The sequence below is a fragment of the Pantoea sp. JZ2 genome (assembly GCF_035191405.1).
In the GTDB taxonomy this organism is placed as follows: domain Bacteria; phylum Pseudomonadota; class Gammaproteobacteria; order Enterobacterales; family Enterobacteriaceae; genus Pantoea; species Pantoea stewartii.
Genome location: NZ_CP045247.1, coordinates 4,068,593 through 4,085,301, shown reverse-complemented (window position 1 = coordinate 4,085,301; position 16,709 = coordinate 4,068,593). Strand labels below are relative to the sequence as shown.

The window sequence follows — 16,709 nt, the reverse complement described above, 5'->3', positions numbered from 1 at the left end:
TCTTTTATTCACCTGTCAACGCCGGGTTGGCCTCGGGGTAAAACATGAGTCATTCACATACGCGTACAAAAGAACGTAATACGTCTGATCTTGTCAGGGCCTCTGTTTCAGGATGGCTGGGTACCACGCTGGAGTTTATGGATTTCCAGTTATATTCCCTCGGTGCGGCTCTGGTTTTTCATGAAGTCTTTTTTCCCGGACAATCAGGCGCAATGGCGTTAATTCTGGCCATGGGCACCTACGGCGCAGGTTATATCGCGCGTATTGTGGGCGCCGTCTTTTTTGGCAAAATGGGCGACCGCGTGGGCCGAAAAAAAGTGCTGTTTATGACCATCGCATTAATGGGCATATGCACCACATTAATTGGTGTGTTACCGACCTATCAGCAGGTCGGTATTCTGGCGCCTTTATTGCTGGTCGCGTTGCGCGTAATACAGGGATTAGGGGCAGGGGCAGAAATCGCCGGAGCCAGTACGATGCTGGCGGAATATGCACCCAAAGGGAAAAAAGGCCTTATCGCTTCCCTGGTTGCCATGGGCACTAACTGCGGCACCTTGAGTGCCACCGCTATCTGGGCCGTCATGTTCTTGTTTTTCACTAACGAAGAGGTCGTCGCCTGGGCGTGGCGTATTCCTTTTCTGGCCAGTTTTGTTGTGATGGGGTTTGCGCTCTGGCTGCGCTTTAATTTGAAAGAAAGCCCGGTGTTTGAAAATGTGGCAGCGTCCGCCACCGTTACGCTCCGGTCGAAGAAAAGTCAGTCCATTTTTCAGTTAATTCAGGGGAAAGCGTTCTGGATAGCAACCGGCCTGCGGTTTGGCCAGGCCGGAAATTCGGGGATTATTCAGACCTTCCTGGCAGGCTATATGGTGCAAACGCTGTTATTTAATAAAGCGATTCCCACCGATGCCATCATGGTCAGTTCCGTGATTGGTTTTCTGACGATTCCCCTGCTCGGCTGGCTCTCAGACAGGGTCGGGCGGCGCATTCCCTATCGCATACTGACCGTCGGCTCGATCCTCCTGGCCTACCCGATGATTTCACTGATCGTCGACAAGTCCCAGGCTGTCAGCACCATTATGGTGTGCCTGATCGTGATTCATAACATCGCGGTGCTGGGCCAGGCCGCTATTGAAGGGATCACCATGGCAGAGATGTTTGGTTCGCAAAACCGCTTCGCACAAATGGCGATTTCAAAAGAAATTGGCGGGTTGTTTGCCACCGGATTAGGTCCTCTGCTGGCGGGGATATTTTGTCAACTTACCGGCTCCTGGCACCCGATTGCGGTGATGTTAATCTGTTATTCCTGCATCGGTCTGCTGGCGTCACTGATCATGCCTGAGGTGGCCGATCGCGATCTGACCGCAGAAGCCGATGCGGTGGAGGCACAGTCTGTCATCAGTCAGCACAGGGTGTCCGCGCTCAGCCCGCGTCGCGGCGAATAATGACCTGTTTTCGAACGGCGTGCTTTACAGTGTCAACACAGGACTTTGTCTGAAAGGATGAGATAGAATGGCATCATGTAGGACATCATATGAGAAGGTGTTGTGAGCATAAAATCCATTCAGAAACAGAACGTTGTTAACGAAGTGTTCGAGCAAATCAAGGCCCGGCTACTGGACGGTAGCTGGCCCGCTGGCGCTCGCTTGCCTTCTGAAGCGGAGCTGACACACTCTTTCAATGTCAGCCGGGTGAGTGTGCGCAGTGCGGTGCAGCGGTTGCGTGATCTTGGCATTATCATCACCCGTCAGGGCAGCGGCAGCTATGTGTGCGAAGATTTCACGCCGCAGATGCTGAACAGCAGTGCCAGACCGCTGATGCACCTGAGTCGGGAAGCGTTTAATGACATGATGGTGTTTCGTCAGACCGTCGAGTTTAAATGTGTCGAGCTGGCAGTTGAACACGCGACGGAAGACGACATTACCCTGCTTGAGCAGGCCCTGAATAACATGCTCATCAACAAAGGGGATTACAAGAAATACTCGGAGGCCGATTATGAATTTCATCTGGCGATTATCCGGGCTTCCCATAACAGCGTGTTTTACAACGTGATGAAGTCAATTAAGGACATTTACTACTATTACCTGGAAGAGCTGAATCGCTCGCTGGGTATCACCCTTGAGAGCGTGGAAGCGCATATTAAGGTGTTTATGGCGATTAAAAACCGCGATGCGTCCTCGGCAGTACAGGTGCTGAACGACGCGATGAAGCACAACGTGGTGGCTATCGACAGGATTAAGAACGGCGAAGGTCTGTCACCTGCGCAGCCCGTTCCCGCGCCGCGTTAATGTCATGTACCTGTAACAATGAATGGGGCCGGTTACCGGCCCCGAGTGGCTTAGTGCAGACAGCACTGCTTGTATTTTTTACCGCTGCCACACGGGCAGGGATCGTTGCGACCAGGCTGCTTTGCTGCCGTGACAGGCTGTTGAACCTGAGGAATCGCCTCAGGCTGCGCAATCCAGTAATCGTGCAGCGCAAGAGCGGCAGGACGTATGGCATCCATGCTGCTTTCCATCTCTTCCGGCGTTAACGCATCGACTTTTTCGAGGTTTTCTTCCTTGCCATGCAGCGCGATGACGTCCAGTGATTCGTGCAGTTCGGCAGGCAGCGCAGACCAGTCCGTCAGCGCTACGCCGCGCATATAGCCATAGCACCACTCTTCCACCACGGTGAATTCCAGACCTTCCATTTCACGCACGCCAAACAACGGCTCAAATTGCTCCGGAAACTCGGACAGGCGGTCAGCGATATCATTCATATGCTGAAAGCAGAGCTCCATAAAGCGCGTCATTTCGCGCTCATTGCTCCATTTAGGGATGTGCTTTTCGCCGCCCCAGAGCGCAACCAGCCAGCGGCTGGGTTCAACCGTTGTCGGGCCTGACAGTACGGCGGTGAGCAGGCCATCCAGTTCGGACACATCAAGAATAGATGCTTCGCTACCGTATTTTTCCAGCATATCATCAAGCCACTGCAGCTCTTTCTCGCTTAATGGACCTTCTTTCATGGTTCTCTCCGGGCGTTTCTGGTTCAGCAGAAAATTGACTGCGTGTAAAAGCGCGCAGTGTACACGCTTATGCATCTGATGGCAGCGCCATCAGATGCACAACGTAATAAGGGACACAACAGAGGCATTCTCTCTGTCGCTATGTTACTCTCCCGGCCCCGCAAGGCCTGATGCCAGAGGGAACGACAGGCGGAACGCCGCCTGGCAACCGGATAAAGATTTAGCTGACTGTGCCGATATAAGCACAGCGGTATCATCTTGCAGGATCGCGATGAAGCTTTTCGTCAGCGCCCTGATACGACAATAAGACGGGCGCGAGGACGTGACCAGAAAAAAGACGCTCATCCGGACGTTATCCGGCCTGCTGACCGGATGCTGCGGTATGTTGACACGGTTCGGCATAGTGACGATCGGTGCGGTAGGGTTAACCGCCTGCGGCACACTGTCGCAAACGTCCGCCCCCACGGGCGACAGGCTTTATCTGACTCACAGCGCCTTCCACGATAATCTGGATGACCTGGTGCGCCATTACATGCAGCGCAAACAGGTCTCCGGCATCAGCATTGCCATTATCCACAAAAATGCGCCCACGTTGTTCTACAGCGCCGGCGTGACGGACGATGTCCATCGTTATCCGATTACGCCTGATACCTTGTTTGCGCTGGGCTCCTTGAGTAAAGGCGTAACCGCAGAGGTGATCACGCAACAAGTCGATGAGGGGCAACTGCGCTGGGAAGATACGCTGGCAACCCTGCTACCCGCAACGGTGGCATTGAGCCCGGATGCCCGTCGTATCACGCTGTTACAACTGGTGACGCACACGTCAGGATTGCCGCGCCAGGACATGGACCTGGCGATGTTTATGCAGTTCATGACTTATCTTCGCACGGGGCAGAATTTTTACGGCAATCTCGACGATGACCGGGTGCTCAGCTATCTGGTCGACTTTAGGGCACCCCGTCACCGCGTTCCTCAGTATTCAAATCTGGGTTATGCGCTGTTGGGCTATATCTTACGCACCCGATGCCACAGTGATATTGACAGCCTGGCCCGTCAGCGAATCTTTCGTCCACTGGGAATGACGCAAACGAGTTTTGTGCCTGAGCGCCTCAGCGGTTTCCCCATGCGGGCGCTGGGCCATGCTGGCGATCAGCCAAAGTTTATTCCGCGCGGCGATATTACGCCGGACTGGCGCTTCAGACGTAATATGATGGCTGCAGGCAGTCTGTACAGCAATGCCCGCGATCTCAGCGTCTATCTGCGGGCACATTTGACGCCCGGTCCGTATCCTGAAATCAATCGCGCGTTCGCCGGGGTGAATAAACGCGTATACCAACAGGGCAACCAGACGCAGAACATCGCCTGGGTAACGGACCGGCTGGAAGGTCGAAACATCACTTATCAGGTAGGCTATATTGGTGGTTATTCGGCATTTATCGGTTTTGACAGAGAGGCTGGCAATGCGATTGTGGTGCTGCAAAACGCGTTTAACTGGAGTAACTACCTGGGTATCACATTGCTGCTTAACCTGGCAGAAAAAGACAGGTAAGGTGTAAGCAGGAGCCGGAATACGTTGCGATTCCTTACACTTACCTTTATGAGTGATGGAACGGTAATCCTGTTCAGATTGTCTTCAGAGTGGTCTACTGTTATTAAAATCAATTCAATGTGGAAATTATTATGCGCAGGACTCAAATTGCTTTAATTTCAGCGGGTTTACTGTTCGGCTCGCTGAGCCTTATCCCTGCTGTTCAGGCCGCAGGCGAAACCACCGACAACGTGCCGCCGCCGCCGCAGGTTCAACCTGCTGCGCCTGCCAGCCCGTCTGGCGAGTCGAATGTACAGCCAGGCAGTAATGCGGCTCAACCCGAAACGGCACCCGTTCAGTCCCAGGCACCTGCGAGTTCTGACTCTAACGACGGTATTACGCCAACCACGCCATCGCATGCGGAGGGTAATCCCGGTAAGCCGAACTACGATCTCAGCACCATCATCATCGATTACAAAGAGCATAAAATCGGTGATACCGTGCCAGATAAATACCGCAGCAAGACCTATACCATCACGGAGTGGCAGAAACGTAACCTGCCTGCGCCTCAGCCCGGTACGCACTGGGCTTATATCAATGCCAATTACATCCTGATCACCGATGACACCGGTAAAATCGTCATGGGTAAATCAGGCGATATCTTCTTCCGCGGATAAGCCCGTCGCCGGACGCCGGCACGACGCAACCGGAGAATGTGAAATAACGGCCTCGTCACGGGGCCGTTTTTTTTGGTTTTATCAGGGTAAGACTTCTCAACCTCTGCGTAACGTGGCAACGTGTTTTGATTAACCGAAACGCAGGAGGCACGATGGCACAGCACCTCAATCAGTATGGTCAACCGGTAGGGCAATCAATGCCCGACTGGCAGTCACGCCCTTTACCACAACGCGAGATTTTTCAGGGACAGGTCTGTCGGCTTGAACCCTTTAGCGTTGCTGCGCATGGGGCGGCACTCTGGCAGGCCTGGTCACTGGCGGAAGATGGTCGTGACTGGACTTACCTTTCAGATGGTCCTTTTGATGATGAGGCCGCATGGTTAGCTCATGCCAGAACCATGGAGGCGAGTCGGGATCCGCTGCATTTCAGTGTGGTTGATCGAAAAACCGACAGGGCTGTGGGGACGCTATCGCTGATGCGTATTGACGCGGCGAATGGTGTGATGGAGGTGGGATTCGTCACCTTCTCCCGCTTACTTCGGCAGACAAGAATGGCGACAGAGGCACATTTTCTGCTAATGCGTTACGCCTTTGAACAGCTTGGCTACCGACGTTATGAATGGAAATGCGACAGCTGCAATCTGCCTTCTCGCCGGGCCGCGTTACGTCTGGGGTTCCAGTTTGAAGGGGATTTTCGCCAGGCCCGCATCTATAAAGGTCGCACGCGCGATACCAGTTGGTTTTCGATCATTGACAGCGAATGGCCGCAGGTGAAAGCGGGTTTTGAACGCTGGCTGGCAGAGACCAACTTCACCCGTGAAGGCCAGCAACGAGAAAAGCTGGAAACGCTTCGGGGCTGAGATCTGCCCCTGCCTGGTCGTTCAGACAAGCATGTATTTCATGGCCGCCATAAGCAGAGTGGTGGTCATGACCATAAGCAGACGTTTAACCCAGCACATATCGTTTTTTAACCCGCCGACATCCGTCCTGATTTCATCCACATCGGTTCTCAGCGTACTGACATCCATAGTCAGCCTGTTCACATCGGTTTTCAGGCTATTAACGTCTGTTCTCAGCACGCTGACATCACTCTTCAGGCTGTCAACGTCCGTTCTCAGTACGCTGACATCACTCTTCAGGCTGTCAACGTCTGTTCTCAGCACGCTGACATCACTCTTCAGGCTGTCAACGTCTGTTCTCAGCACGCTGACATCACTCTTCAGGGTGTCGACGTCCGTTCTCAGTATGCTGACATCACTCTTCAGGGTGTCGACGTCCGTTCTCAGTACGCTGACATCACTCTTCAGGCTATCGAAGTCCGTTCTCAGTATGCTGACATCACTCTTCAGGCTATCGAAGTCCGTTCTCAGTATGCTGACATCACTCTTCAGGCTACCGAAGTCGGTTCTTAACACGCTGAGATCGGTCTCCATATTCTCAGACTGCTTACTCAGCCTGAGAATATGCTGGTTATGACGCGTAAAAGCCTGCATGACATCAGCGCGCGAGAGTGCGTTGTCCTGCTGTATCTGCGCAAAAATATCGACCATCACTTCTGCCTGACGGTCATTGATGCCTGCCCGTTGCAGACGTTTAAACGCTTTATGTGTATTCATCATTGCGGTCGCCATTCATGCCTCTTCCCGTTTCATCACACCGTGATGGCATCATGACAGGCAAGCCGAAACAGTCACAGTACAGAGGCAATATCTTGCGGATTAAATCCAAAAATATCAATTAGTTAAACAGGTAATAATCATTTTTTTGCGTGGCGCTTCGCAAAAAGATGAGCGCTTTGCTGCTGCCGACATCGCCATTTCAATGCCGGCAGCCAACGTCAGTGGCATGACCACTCAGGGAAGGGGAACGACCTTGAGCTCGACCAGACCAATACCGAGTTTGCGCGGATCTTGTCCGGCGATATTGTTGAGGTTACTGAGTTGCGGCTCGGGCGGCGAGAGCGTTAACCGGTGGCTTCCTTCAGGATTGTCAAAACGTAGCGTATGGGTAGAGGGAATCTCCCCCAGCGTCAGCAACTGCTCAGTATCGCCCACCCTGACCGGTATTGGCCGGTGGATGTTCGGACCGTAGGCACGAGCGGTGATCACCAGATCAAAGTGCGCGGGCAACGGATCGACAAACTCAATCGTCACGTCGGGGGCAAGACGGGCATTCGACCAGCGTCCCCAGCTTTCCTGGCGCGAAATGCCGCTAAACTGCTTCACACTGGCTGGCGCGCCGGGGATCGCAAACAGAAAGCTTTCAGCGTCATAACGAATCGCATTATCTTCGATGCGCAGCTGTGCCACAGCAAGTTGGTAGCGGGCATTGCTGAGAGTGTCTGCCGGGAACCGGGCTTGACCTTCCCACTGAGGCGTATCAACGCGTGTGACGGTGGGCTGACCCGCAGGTTGCCCCATCGCAACGCACCAGTCACCGGACAGTGCCAGAGAAGGTTGCCAGATGCGGCCCATTTTGAAACAGCGATCGACCCAGATAAACTTCTCATCTGCTTTGAAATCGGCCAGCTGGAAACGCAACGGCGCGGAGTATTCCCCTTCCGGCAGCGGCTCTATATGTTTATCTGTTACGCGCAACAGAATCGGCAATTTAAAGCTGGTTCCGGAAAAGCTGAAAGTATTTTTGGCCTGATTGATAATAAAACTGTCGATTTTGCTGGGAAAATTCCAGAGCTGAATAATATCGGGCTTCCAGCTTAAAACTTTGGTTTTCATGTCCTCAAACTGACTGGATAACGACACCGCTGACAGACTGCTGCGGCCCAGGCCAATCGCATTATCCCCGCCCAGGATATCCAGCAACGTGGCGCCGTTATCCAGCGTACTGCGTTTCATATCAATCACGTCGGTCTCAGGCCGATCGCCGCGAATCACCATAAACAAATCGTGGCGGGGATGCGTTATCAGAAAAGGGTGCGCGGTATTGTTCATCGCCAGATGATCGGAGGCAACCACAATCACCGTGTCAGCGAACCACGGGGACGCTTTGATACGGGCGATCAGTCGGGCGATATGTTCCTGTGAGCAGGATACCGCGCTGAACGACTGGTTGGATTTGCCCGCATAGCTGTAGCTTTTGCGCTGGCAACCGCGAGAAATAAAACCGTCGGGATGGTGCGTGTCGACGGTGAGCGCAAACAGCGCAAACCGTTTTTGCTGGCGTGACAGCGAGGCATAAGTGTCGTAAACCTTATCCAGCACCGTGTCGTCATAATATCCCCAGTTATTGCGGTACGTGGGATCGCGCACCTGATCTTTTAGCTCCTGTGCACCGTACATATGTGCGGCATCGAAACCGTGGGAATGCAAAAAGACATCTTTGCCTGCAAAGCGTAAATCGGCCCCCTGAATAAACCAGTTCTCATAGCCCGAGTTCTTCAGGATATCGCCCAGGCAGATATTTTGTGGATAAAAGCTGGAAAGAGAAGCGGAGGCATTGCCGTCGAAAGGGGCAAAAAGGGGAATGCCGCATTGCGATGCGACCATACCGGCAATGGTGTAATCCGTGCCGGGCAGTTGTTCGGTCTGACTGAAGTCCAGGCTTTGCTCTTTCTCGCGATTCAATTCGGGGGCCAGACCCGGAAAGGCCATCTGGTCGAAATAGGTGCGCTCCAGGCTTTCAGCGTAGATATACACGACATTAAGCGCAGGCCGCTCAATGCGGTTCTTCGGCACCTTATAAACGGTGTCGAAGTCAGAGTCGTCCCGCAGTGAGTAAGAGGTGATCAGTGTGCTGACCTGATGAAAAGCCGGCGTGGTCTGCACCGCACCGGCGGCGCAGATAAATGCGACCAGGCTCCAGCCAGGGTGAAAAGGGCGCTTACGGCGTCGGAGCAGCCATGATAAGGCGCAAAAGAGTAAAAACAGCACGATGAGCAGGCCAAGACCGGGCACAACATATTTGCTCAGGCCCGCACCGGTCAGGCTGTTTGTCAGTGTATACACCACGGCATCGGTAATGCCCTCGCCCGTAAAATAATTGCTGGCAAACAGCGTGGCATTCAGCACGACAAACAGCATGAGCAACACCAGGACGAGGCAAAACCAGATTCTGTTTCGGCCTGCTTTACAGGAATAAACAGCAATCGCGGTCAGAAAAAGGAGCACTGACACGAATTCGGGCAACGTCACATCCTCTTATTATGTGAACCTGTCTCTTCTGAGGGGGACATTTTCATTAAATTGCGGCTCAATCTAGCTTGGCTGTCATCGGGCTGCAACCTGTCTGCCGCCATTTTGGCGGCAGATTCACATTGCCAACAGATAAAAACACGCCATCGCGAATGCTGAAGAACCCGTGACGGATTACGCGCGCTGCTCCTGGGGGGCCAGCAGTCTGGCGGGCGACGACAGAGTTTGATGCATGACTTCACCTATCAGGCTGGAGCGATTGTAAAAGCGCAGCTTAAGGTTGAAATCAAGATGTGTGCGTTCGCGGGCACTCAGTTTGATCACCGGAGGAGGCGTAAGAGGACGTTGCTGGAATAAAACACAGCGGACAAACGCCGTGCTGTTACCGGCATCAACCCTGTGATAATACCCGGCGCTCGCTTCGGCTTTACGCAAAAGGAAATTGACCCGACGATGTTCGTCCATCGCCAACTGGTGGGCCAGCGACGGCAGCTCACTGTCAGGATGGCTGAGGTTTTGTCTCAGCGCAGGGAAGTCACTGCGTTTCTTTAACTCCAGCAGATAGTTATGCATACCGACATATTTTACCGGTGCCAGTTGTTTGAGCCATTCCCGGATAAACGGGTTTTGGACGGGCGCGGCGAGAACGCTGGTATCAATCACCGGTCTGAGTGAATGACAGGTGGATTCCTGGCGGTAATAGCCGATCAAATCCCTGGGGCTGAGGCTGTGGGCCTGATGTATCCACGTCAGATCTTCAAACAGTAAGGTATGACAATCAATGCTGATGCCGCCATAACGGAGCAGCAGTTCCAGCCGGATGATGTCGTTTTTTAGCGCCTGCGTCAGATCTGAAGAGATGAACTGCAACTCAGGCAGCCAATGACTCAGCGTTTGCGGAGTCACCAGATGAACATCATGATCCGGATTATCGCGACGAAGTTTGCGAATTGTTAAGGCGACAGAGGCAGGTAACCGTTCGCCAGGCCAATAGAGCCAGACCGTTCTGGCAATGGCAGGCAGTGACTTAGGCACCGCGGTCAGTTCCACATCGTGTTCAAGGCCAGGATCATATTCTGGCGCACTGAGGGCACGGTGCTGTTTCATCGTCAGCAGCATACGGCTGGTGAAGGCGAGTTTTTCCCAATGGCGCCAGAGCGGAAGCAAAGAACGGCGATGCGAAGTCATATTTCACCTGTTATTTTGGTTATTGTGTTTTATGCCGGTCGTCAAAATAACGTGCTTAACTGCCAGCCTGTATCTGAACCGCTATAAAAGCAGGCATCGCTGTACTGCAATGCTTATTCGTCTTGCCGGGTGATGTGACGATGGCATGTGGCAACGACGTTTTGAACAGGCGAAATCAACCACGCCAGATTATTTAATAGAACACAATGTAGTCATTCGCTATGCCTGATAAACACTTTAGGATAAAACGGAAATAACGCTCAGCCGGAAACAAAAATAAATATTTATTCACGCTAATGGTTTATTTGTTTATGACAAACTGAGTCTGTCAGCCATGCTGAACATTTAACTTCAAAAAAAACCGATACACTGTGAAGCTGTCAAAGGGATACAGGCTAAATCGGGATAAAAAAATTATTTAGCATATTTTATCAATTCTCAGGTGTACGCAGCCCGATAACCCTTGTCTACGCTTTAAGCTTACCGATGATAAAGGAGATGCCATGTCGTTTGACTCTCGAGGATTACTGGCGATCGACAGACAAACCCGCCGTGCGCTGTTTCTCGATCCCGACACGTTTGCCGTCAGCCAGGCCGTGGACGTGATTCCGACGCGGCTGCATGAACTGCTGATGCTTGCGCCCTGGGGAAAAGCTTTTTTGCCCTTGTACGGCGATGCGATGCGAAGTGAACTCCCGCATCCCGGGCACAAAGTCGCCGTAATTGATCTTCGACGGCGGGAAATTACCGACTACATTGATCTGTCGCCGTCTAAAGCGCCCCACAGCGGTCAGTTAGGGCGGGATGGCAAAGTCTATTTGTGTTGCGAGAATCCAACGGCCGTCGTGGTGATCGACCCGCAGACGCATCGTGTTGAAAAGACCATTCCCATTCCGCTGGATAATACCCATCGCCTGACGCTCTCTCCGAGCGGCCGCAAATTATTTACCGACAACGAGCAGGACGCCACTATCACCGTGGTGGATCTCTGTGAGGCGGAAGGGCGCGTCATTGATACGGTGCTTATGCCGGGCCCCGTTTCGGGTCTGACAGCTTCACCCAAACATCCCTACCTGATCGCCAGCGCCGCCGATGCGCCCTTGCTGTATGTGGTGGATCGCCAGAGTCATCGTATCCGCCAGCGGCTGGCTTTGCCCGATCATCAGCATCCCTGCCAGAAAGTGCGCTTTAGTCCGGATGGGGACTACCTTATGGCAATGGGTGATCAGGAGCCGACTGTGACACTGTTTGACGAGTTGCTTAATCCGCTGGGGCGAATCACGCTGGCTGGACAACCGCTCGATGGCTGTTTCAGCCCGGACAAAAAAAAGCTGCTGATCACGCATGATGACAATAAGACGTTAAGCGTGATTGATTTGATGCGCCAGACCGTGGTGATGACCGCAGAAGTGGGCGCGGGTTATGAAACGCTGAGTTACTTCCAGATCGATTAAATAAACGGGCGATGATAAATCGCGGAACTCCAGTGACGGCTGCTGGCATGCTTTTCGGCCTGCCAGCCACGCTTACGCAGTTCGCGGGCAATCATTTTGTTCATAATGCCGTGACCCAGCAATAAAACCGTGCCTTTCTCCGATAAGGCGATCAGCCTTTCTGCGGCGCGCGACGCCCGTGCGCGCGCATGTTGCAGTGATTCGGTCTCGCCCGCGTAACCACACAACCACATCGCACGCAGAATGGCCTGCCAGACAAAGGTGGGTAACTGAAGGCGATCGGCCCGCAGCAGCGGAATGCCGACTTCACTGAACAGCGCATCGACATGATGGGGGCGCAACCCCAGGTGCGCCAGCGATGAGTGGGCGCGGGGTAACGGACTGCAGACGACAACCGCGGCGTTGCGCGCGATATTGATGCTGCGTTCAGGCGGCCCATCGCTGACCAGCGCAAGATCATAGGCTTCGCACCAGTCCGCCATGCCCTGCGCACTCAAACGGCGGGCAAAAGGGTGGGCGGGTTTGCCGTGTCGCATCAGGATAATGGTCATAACGTCTAAACAGCGTCCTCCAGGTCAGGTGCGGACAGGGCTCTGCGCGACTGTACGCGATACAAACGTGGTGCGTTGTCATTTTGCAGTCACACCAGTATGCGACAACAGCATCTGATGAAAGGTTCTGACGGCCAGTTTGGCTTAATGATAAAAGAAAAGTGAACCGGGTCTAGCGTTATGCTGTTTTTTTGCGCGTCAGGTTACAATTAACCCTCTGATTTTGCGTTAAAAATAGCATCCGATGCAGCTTGATACTAAAGAAAATCTAACAAATTTTCTCAAGTGCTATTGATTTATCTACGCGCGTAGATAAACTAGCTTCCAGTGATTGCTCTCGGTGCCCGATGCACGGTAGGCCGATCGAGGAACAAGTTACATTCGCCAGACTTATACGACCGCTGAAAAATACAGCGGCGAAGCTCGCGATACTGCGGATTCCAACACCAGGGAATCTTTTAACTTTCCTTTCATCATGGTTAGCCAACTGAATGTCGCCACCAGAGCGATTCTTCTGCTTACAGTCAGGGAATTGTCTCTCGGAATGGCATTTATCTATCTGCATATTTTCAAGGGACAGCGTTTATGACGGCACAGCACTCCGTTACGACACAGGCATCACTGCCTTCTACCTCCGCCGCAGATGAGCGGTTTAACACCTCAGCCGGCCGCAAAGATTTTTGGCGCGCTACGGTTTCCTGTTGGTTAGGCACGGCAATGGAGTATGCAGATTTTGCGCTCTATGGCCTGGCTGCGGGCATCATTTTTGGTGATGTCTTTTTCCCCGAACAAACGCCCGCGATGGCACTGCTTGCCAGTTTTGCCACCTGGTCCGTTGGGTTTATTGCCCGTCCGATCGGTGCCCTGTTTTTCGGCTGGCTGGGCGATCGTAAAGGCCGCAAGGTCGTCATGGTCACCACCATTATCCTGATGGGCGCCTCCACCACGTTGATTGGGCTGATTCCCAGCTATGCTTCGATTGGCATCTGGGCGCCGGCCTGCCTGGTGCTGTTACGCTTCAGTCAGGGCTTTGGAGCGGGCGCCGAACTCTCAGGCGGAACCGTTATGCTGGGTGAATATGCACCGGTCAGGCGCCGTGGCCTGGTGTCATCGGTCATTGCACTCGGCTCTAACAGCGGCACGTTGCTGGCCTCGCTGGTCTGGCTGCTGGTGGTGCAAATGGACAAGCAGAGTCTGCTGGAGTGGGGATGGCGCATTCCGTTCCTGAGCAGTGCGGTGATCGCTCTGGTGGCCTTGTGGATCCGTCGTAATCTGCGTGAAACACCGGTATTCGAGCGTAAGAAAGCAGAGCTTGCCGAAACGCGCGCCCAGGTGATTGCCGCGCATCGTTCTGAAGCGGATACACGCCCGTTCTTTCAGCGCACACGTGCCTTCTGGACAATGGTCGGGCTGCGCATCGGTGAAAACGGCCCCTCTTATCTGGCCCAGGGCTTTATTGTGGGCTATGTCGCCAAGGTGCTGATGGTAGATAAATCCGTGCCCACCACGGCGGTGTTTATCGCCTCATTGCTGGGGTTCCTGATTATTCCGTTTGCAGGCTGGCTGTCTGACCGTTTTGGTCGCCGTGTGGTCTATCGCATGTTCTGCCTGCTGCTGATGATCTATGCCTGGCCTGCTTTTACCCTGCTGGATACGCGTGAACCGGCCATCGTGATTCCGGTGATTGTGGTCGGCATGGCGCTGGCTTCTCTGGGCATCTTTGGCGTACAGGCGGCCTGGGGCGTGGAGATGTTTGGCGTGAATCACCGTTATACCAAGATGGCGGTCGCGAAAGAGCTGGGTTCTATTATTTCAGGCGGCACCGCCCCGTTAGTTGCGGCGGCCATGCTCTCTTATACCGGACACTGGTGGTCTATCGCCGTCTATTTTTCCGTGATGGCCACGATTGGTTTCCTGACTACGTTTGTGGCACCGGAAACACGTGGGCGCGACCTTAACCTGCCAGAGGACGCTATCTGAAACAGGCTATGCTAAAGGCAGTGCACGTTAAGTGAGGAAGGGGAAGTGGCGAAACAGGTGAAAACCGCCGTGACGCGGAGTGACGTTGCTAAAGCTGCCGGGACCTCCGTCGCTGTGGTGAGTTATGTCATCAATAATGGCCCGCGTCCGGTCGCGGACGCGACCCGGCAACGGGTACTGGCGGCAATAGAGCAGACCGGCTATCGCCCGAATGCCGCCGCGCGTGCCCTGGCGTCAGGGAATACCAAAACGTTTGGGCTGGTGGTGCCCAATATCAGTAATCCCTTCGTCGCCTCCATGGCGCATATGCTGCTTCAGGAGTCGCTCAACCACGGCCATGTGATGCTGTTGGGTGATGCCGGCGACGATCGCAAGCGTGAACTGGAGCTGATTCAGGGGCTGCTGAACCGTCAGGTCGACGGTCTGTTTTACACCAGTGTCGATCGCCATCCTTTCATCGATATCATCAAAGCCAGCGGGACACCGCTGGTCATGCTGGATCGGGTCGACCCACAACCCGGTGTCAGCATGCTGCGGGTAGATGAGCGTGACGCGGCGTTTCAGGTGACGTCGCATTTACTCAGCCATGGCTATCAGCAGGTCGGGATGATCAGCGGTCCCCGGGACATGCTGAATGCGCAGGATCGTATTCAGGGCTGGCGCGATGCGCTGCGGGCGTATGGTTTGCCAGCCGATGATGCCAATATTTTCCCCGCAACCTATACACGTGAGGGCGGCTATCAGGCTGCTTTACGTATGATTGCCAGTAAACGGGTGCCGCGCGCCCTGTTTGCCAGCAACGAAGGTCAGGCGATTGGCTGCATTCGCGCCTTCAGCCAGCATGGCCTTCGTGTGCCGGACGATGTGGCCCTGGTCTGTTTTAACGGAACCGATCAATCCGCCTACCATGTTCCGGCATTAACCACCGTGCGCCAGCCGGTTAAAGAGATGGCACGCTGTGCGATTCATATGCTGAAAGCGTGGAATGGCGAGGCACGGATTGAAGCATTCCCACACCAACTTGAGATTGGTGAATCTTGTGGCTGTCGGCCATCAGAACAAAACAAATAAAGCGACCTAATGAAAAGACTGATTATTGATTGCGATCCGGGGAACGGGATTGCCGGGGCCAATACTGATGATGGCCTGGCCCTTTCCCTGGCGTTAGCCTCACCAGGGCTCTCGCTGGAGTTAATTACGACGGTCGCCGGGAATACCCCGAGTGATGTCGGTGCACGAGTCGCTAAAGACTTAATGGCGCGGCTGGGCTGTGCGGTTCCTGTCGTACAGGGGGCAACGCGGGCGTTGTGCGAAGATCCTGCGCCCTGGCGCGCGCTGCTGGATAAGCGGGTCGAACAACTCGACCTGATGGCGTTATGGCAGGGCGTTCCTCAGCCTGCGGCATTACCGGCTGACGGAAACGATGCTGCTGAGGCGATGGGGCAGCTCATCTGTGATAATCCCGGCGAGATCACCCTGATTGCGATTGGCCCGTTGACCAATGTGGCGCTGGCCATGCAGCGTTTTCCCGCAATGGCCGAAGCGGTAGCCGAGATTGTGATTATGGGGGGTGTCTTTGCGCTGGAAGACTACATCAAAGACACGAATTTCGGTGTGGATCCCGAGGCGGCTCATCAGGTGTTGCACAGCGGTGCTGCCATTACCCTGGTGCCGATGGATGTGACAACACAAACCATGCTGACCCAGGCCGATCTCAAACGTCTTACCCGGCACGCTCATCCGCTGACCCGTTTCGTGCGGGAGACGTTGCAGCCCTGGATAGATTATTCAATGCAGACCCGGCATCTGCCAGGTTGCTGGATTCATGATGCGCTGGTTGTCGCCTGGTTGCTTAATCAGCGTGTCGCCTGGGGCACGGATTACCGGGTCGATATTGAGCTTCGTGCGGGAGCCACACGCGGGAAAAGCTGGCGTTATCGTCAACCCCTGCGGCTGGATGTCGGTATCCCACCGGACAGCGGTGCGCTGGTACATGTGCTGCACAGTGTGGATAACGCTCTTTTGCTGTCCATCATTGAGTCGGCATTTCAACACCTTCCTGAATAACGTACAGGCGATTCGTCGCCTGACCTGCTGGCAGGAAGTCAGACACGCTTTCTTACAGCCTGATCCACTGCCTCACAATTACGCAATACGCTCTCCTCCTAAACATGAT

The 16,709-nt window shown here is 54.0% G+C and carries 14 protein-coding genes; 9 read left to right on the top strand and 5 right to left on the bottom strand.

The genetic code is table 11. The annotated features are described in order from the left end of the window. Window positions 1-44 precede the first annotated feature (44 nt). Both GC087_RS19730 and GC087_RS19725 read left to right on the top strand, forming a co-directional pair. Complete coding sequence (locus tag GC087_RS19730) at window positions 45-1,442, top strand: MFS transporter (protein ID WP_324029118.1); 1,398 nt, start codon at window positions 45-47, stop codon at window positions 1,440-1,442. 102 nt (window positions 1,443-1,544) lie between these two features. Further along, window positions 1,545-2,285 carry a FadR/GntR family transcriptional regulator gene (locus tag GC087_RS19725; protein ID WP_033740167.1) on the top strand — a complete coding sequence of 247 codons (741 nt, stop codon included), beginning with the start codon at window positions 1,545-1,547 and terminating at the stop codon, window positions 2,283-2,285. A gap of 50 nt (window positions 2,286-2,335) precedes the next feature. On the opposite strand, the gene GC087_RS19720 is transcribed toward GC087_RS19725, so the two are convergent. Next, window positions 2,336-3,004, bottom strand: a complete 669-nt coding sequence (locus tag GC087_RS19720; RefSeq protein WP_039338808.1) for a YecA/YgfB family protein — start codon at window positions 3,002-3,004, stop codon at window positions 2,336-2,338. Window positions 3,005-3,386: 382 nt separating this feature from the next. On the opposite strand from GC087_RS19720, the gene GC087_RS19715 reads away from it, so the two are divergent. The 3 genes from GC087_RS19715 to GC087_RS19705 all read left to right on the top strand — a co-directional run bounded on the left by GC087_RS19715 (window position 3,387) and on the right by GC087_RS19705 (window position 6,069). Then, complete coding sequence (locus GC087_RS19715) at window positions 3,387-4,553, top strand: serine hydrolase domain-containing protein (RefSeq protein ID WP_324030663.1); 1,167 nt, start codon at window positions 3,387-3,389, stop codon at window positions 4,551-4,553. A 131-nt stretch (window positions 4,554-4,684) separates the two neighbouring features. Next, entirely contained in the window at window positions 4,685-5,209 is a 525-nt protein-coding gene (locus tag GC087_RS19710) for an RcnB family protein (protein WP_033740172.1), read from the top strand. Between the two features lie 152 nt (window positions 5,210-5,361). After that, entirely contained in the window at window positions 5,362-6,069 is a 708-nt protein-coding gene (locus GC087_RS19705) for a GNAT family N-acetyltransferase (protein ID WP_039338805.1), read from the top strand. Between the two features lie 21 nt (window positions 6,070-6,090). Here the strand turns inward: GC087_RS19705 and GC087_RS19700 are convergent, their stop codons facing one another. The 3 genes from GC087_RS19700 to GC087_RS19690 form a co-directional block, all read right to left on the bottom strand. After that, the gene (locus GC087_RS19700) at window positions 6,091-6,828 is read right to left on the bottom strand and encodes a coiled-coil domain-containing protein (protein ID WP_324029116.1); all 738 of its coding nucleotides are present in this window, start codon (window positions 6,826-6,828) and stop codon (window positions 6,091-6,093) included. A gap of 234 nt (window positions 6,829-7,062) precedes the next feature. Beyond that, window positions 7,063-9,354 carry a phosphatidylglycerol--membrane-oligosaccharide glycerophosphotransferase gene (gene opgB / locus GC087_RS19695; protein ID WP_324029115.1) on the bottom strand — a complete coding sequence of 764 codons (2,292 nt, stop codon included), beginning with the start codon at window positions 9,352-9,354 and terminating at the stop codon, window positions 7,063-7,065. A 180-nt stretch (window positions 9,355-9,534) separates the two neighbouring features. Continuing rightward, on the bottom strand, window positions 9,535-10,548 hold the full coding sequence (locus tag GC087_RS19690) for a glycosyltransferase family 32 protein (protein ID WP_058709271.1): 1,014 nt from the start codon (window positions 10,546-10,548) through the stop codon (window positions 9,535-9,537). Between the two features lie 503 nt (window positions 10,549-11,051). Between GC087_RS19690 and GC087_RS19685 the strand changes: the two genes are divergently transcribed. Further along, entirely contained in the window at window positions 11,052-12,002 is a 951-nt protein-coding gene (locus tag GC087_RS19685; protein WP_054634545.1) for a YncE family protein, read from the top strand. On the opposite strand, the gene GC087_RS19680 is transcribed toward GC087_RS19685, so the two are convergent. Beyond that, window positions 11,999-12,553, bottom strand: a complete 555-nt coding sequence (locus tag GC087_RS19680) for a histidine phosphatase family protein (protein ID WP_324029112.1) — start codon at window positions 12,551-12,553, stop codon at window positions 11,999-12,001. The two genes, GC087_RS19685 and GC087_RS19680, sit on opposite strands and share 4 nt — an antisense overlap. A 585-nt stretch (window positions 12,554-13,138) precedes the next feature. Here GC087_RS19680 and GC087_RS19675 point away from each other — a divergent pair. From GC087_RS19675 to GC087_RS19665, 3 genes are read left to right on the top strand one after another with little or no spacing between them, the layout of a single operon-like run. Further along, a complete protein-coding gene (locus GC087_RS19675; RefSeq protein ID WP_006121824.1) occupies window positions 13,139-14,533 on the top strand; it encodes an MFS transporter in 1,395 nt (464 codons plus the stop codon). Window positions 14,534-14,578: 45 nt separating this feature from the next. After that, complete coding sequence (locus tag GC087_RS19670) at window positions 14,579-15,604, top strand: LacI family DNA-binding transcriptional regulator (RefSeq protein WP_033740178.1); 1,026 nt, start codon at window positions 14,579-14,581, stop codon at window positions 15,602-15,604. 9 nt (window positions 15,605-15,613) lie between these two features. After that, the gene (locus tag GC087_RS19665) at window positions 15,614-16,600 is read left to right on the top strand and encodes a nucleoside hydrolase (protein WP_324029110.1); all 987 of its coding nucleotides are present in this window, start codon (window positions 15,614-15,616) and stop codon (window positions 16,598-16,600) included. The last annotated feature ends 109 nt before the right edge of the window (window positions 16,601-16,709 follow it).

Bases quoted from the DNA above. Each gene is read 5' to 3' on its own strand.
- GC087_RS19730 (WP_324029118.1), top strand. From the start codon at position 45: ATGAGTCATTCACATACGCGTACAAAAGAACGTAATACGTCTGATCTT.
- GC087_RS19720 (WP_039338808.1), bottom strand. From the start codon at position 3,004: ATGAAAGAAGGTCCATTAAGCGAGAAAGAGCTGCAGTGGCTTGATGAT.
- GC087_RS19715 (WP_324030663.1), top strand. From the start codon at position 3,387: ATGTTGACACGGTTCGGCATAGTGACGATCGGTGCGGTAGGGTTAACC.
- GC087_RS19710 (WP_033740172.1), top strand. From the start codon at position 4,685: ATGCGCAGGACTCAAATTGCTTTAATTTCAGCGGGTTTACTGTTCGGC.
- GC087_RS19705 (WP_039338805.1), top strand. From the start codon at position 5,362: ATGGCACAGCACCTCAATCAGTATGGTCAACCGGTAGGGCAATCAATG.
- GC087_RS19700 (WP_324029116.1), bottom strand. From the start codon at position 6,828: ATGATGAATACACATAAAGCGTTTAAACGTCTGCAACGGGCAGGCATC.
- GC087_RS19690 (WP_058709271.1), bottom strand. From the start codon at position 10,548: ATGACTTCGCATCGCCGTTCTTTGCTTCCGCTCTGGCGCCATTGGGAA.
- GC087_RS19685 (WP_054634545.1), top strand. From the start codon at position 11,052: ATGTCGTTTGACTCTCGAGGATTACTGGCGATCGACAGACAAACCCGC.
- GC087_RS19680 (WP_324029112.1), bottom strand. From the start codon at position 12,553: ATGACCATTATCCTGATGCGACACGGCAAACCCGCCCACCCTTTTGCC.
- GC087_RS19675 (WP_006121824.1), top strand. From the start codon at position 13,139: ATGACGGCACAGCACTCCGTTACGACACAGGCATCACTGCCTTCTACC.
- GC087_RS19665 (WP_324029110.1), top strand. From the start codon at position 15,614: ATGAAAAGACTGATTATTGATTGCGATCCGGGGAACGGGATTGCCGGG.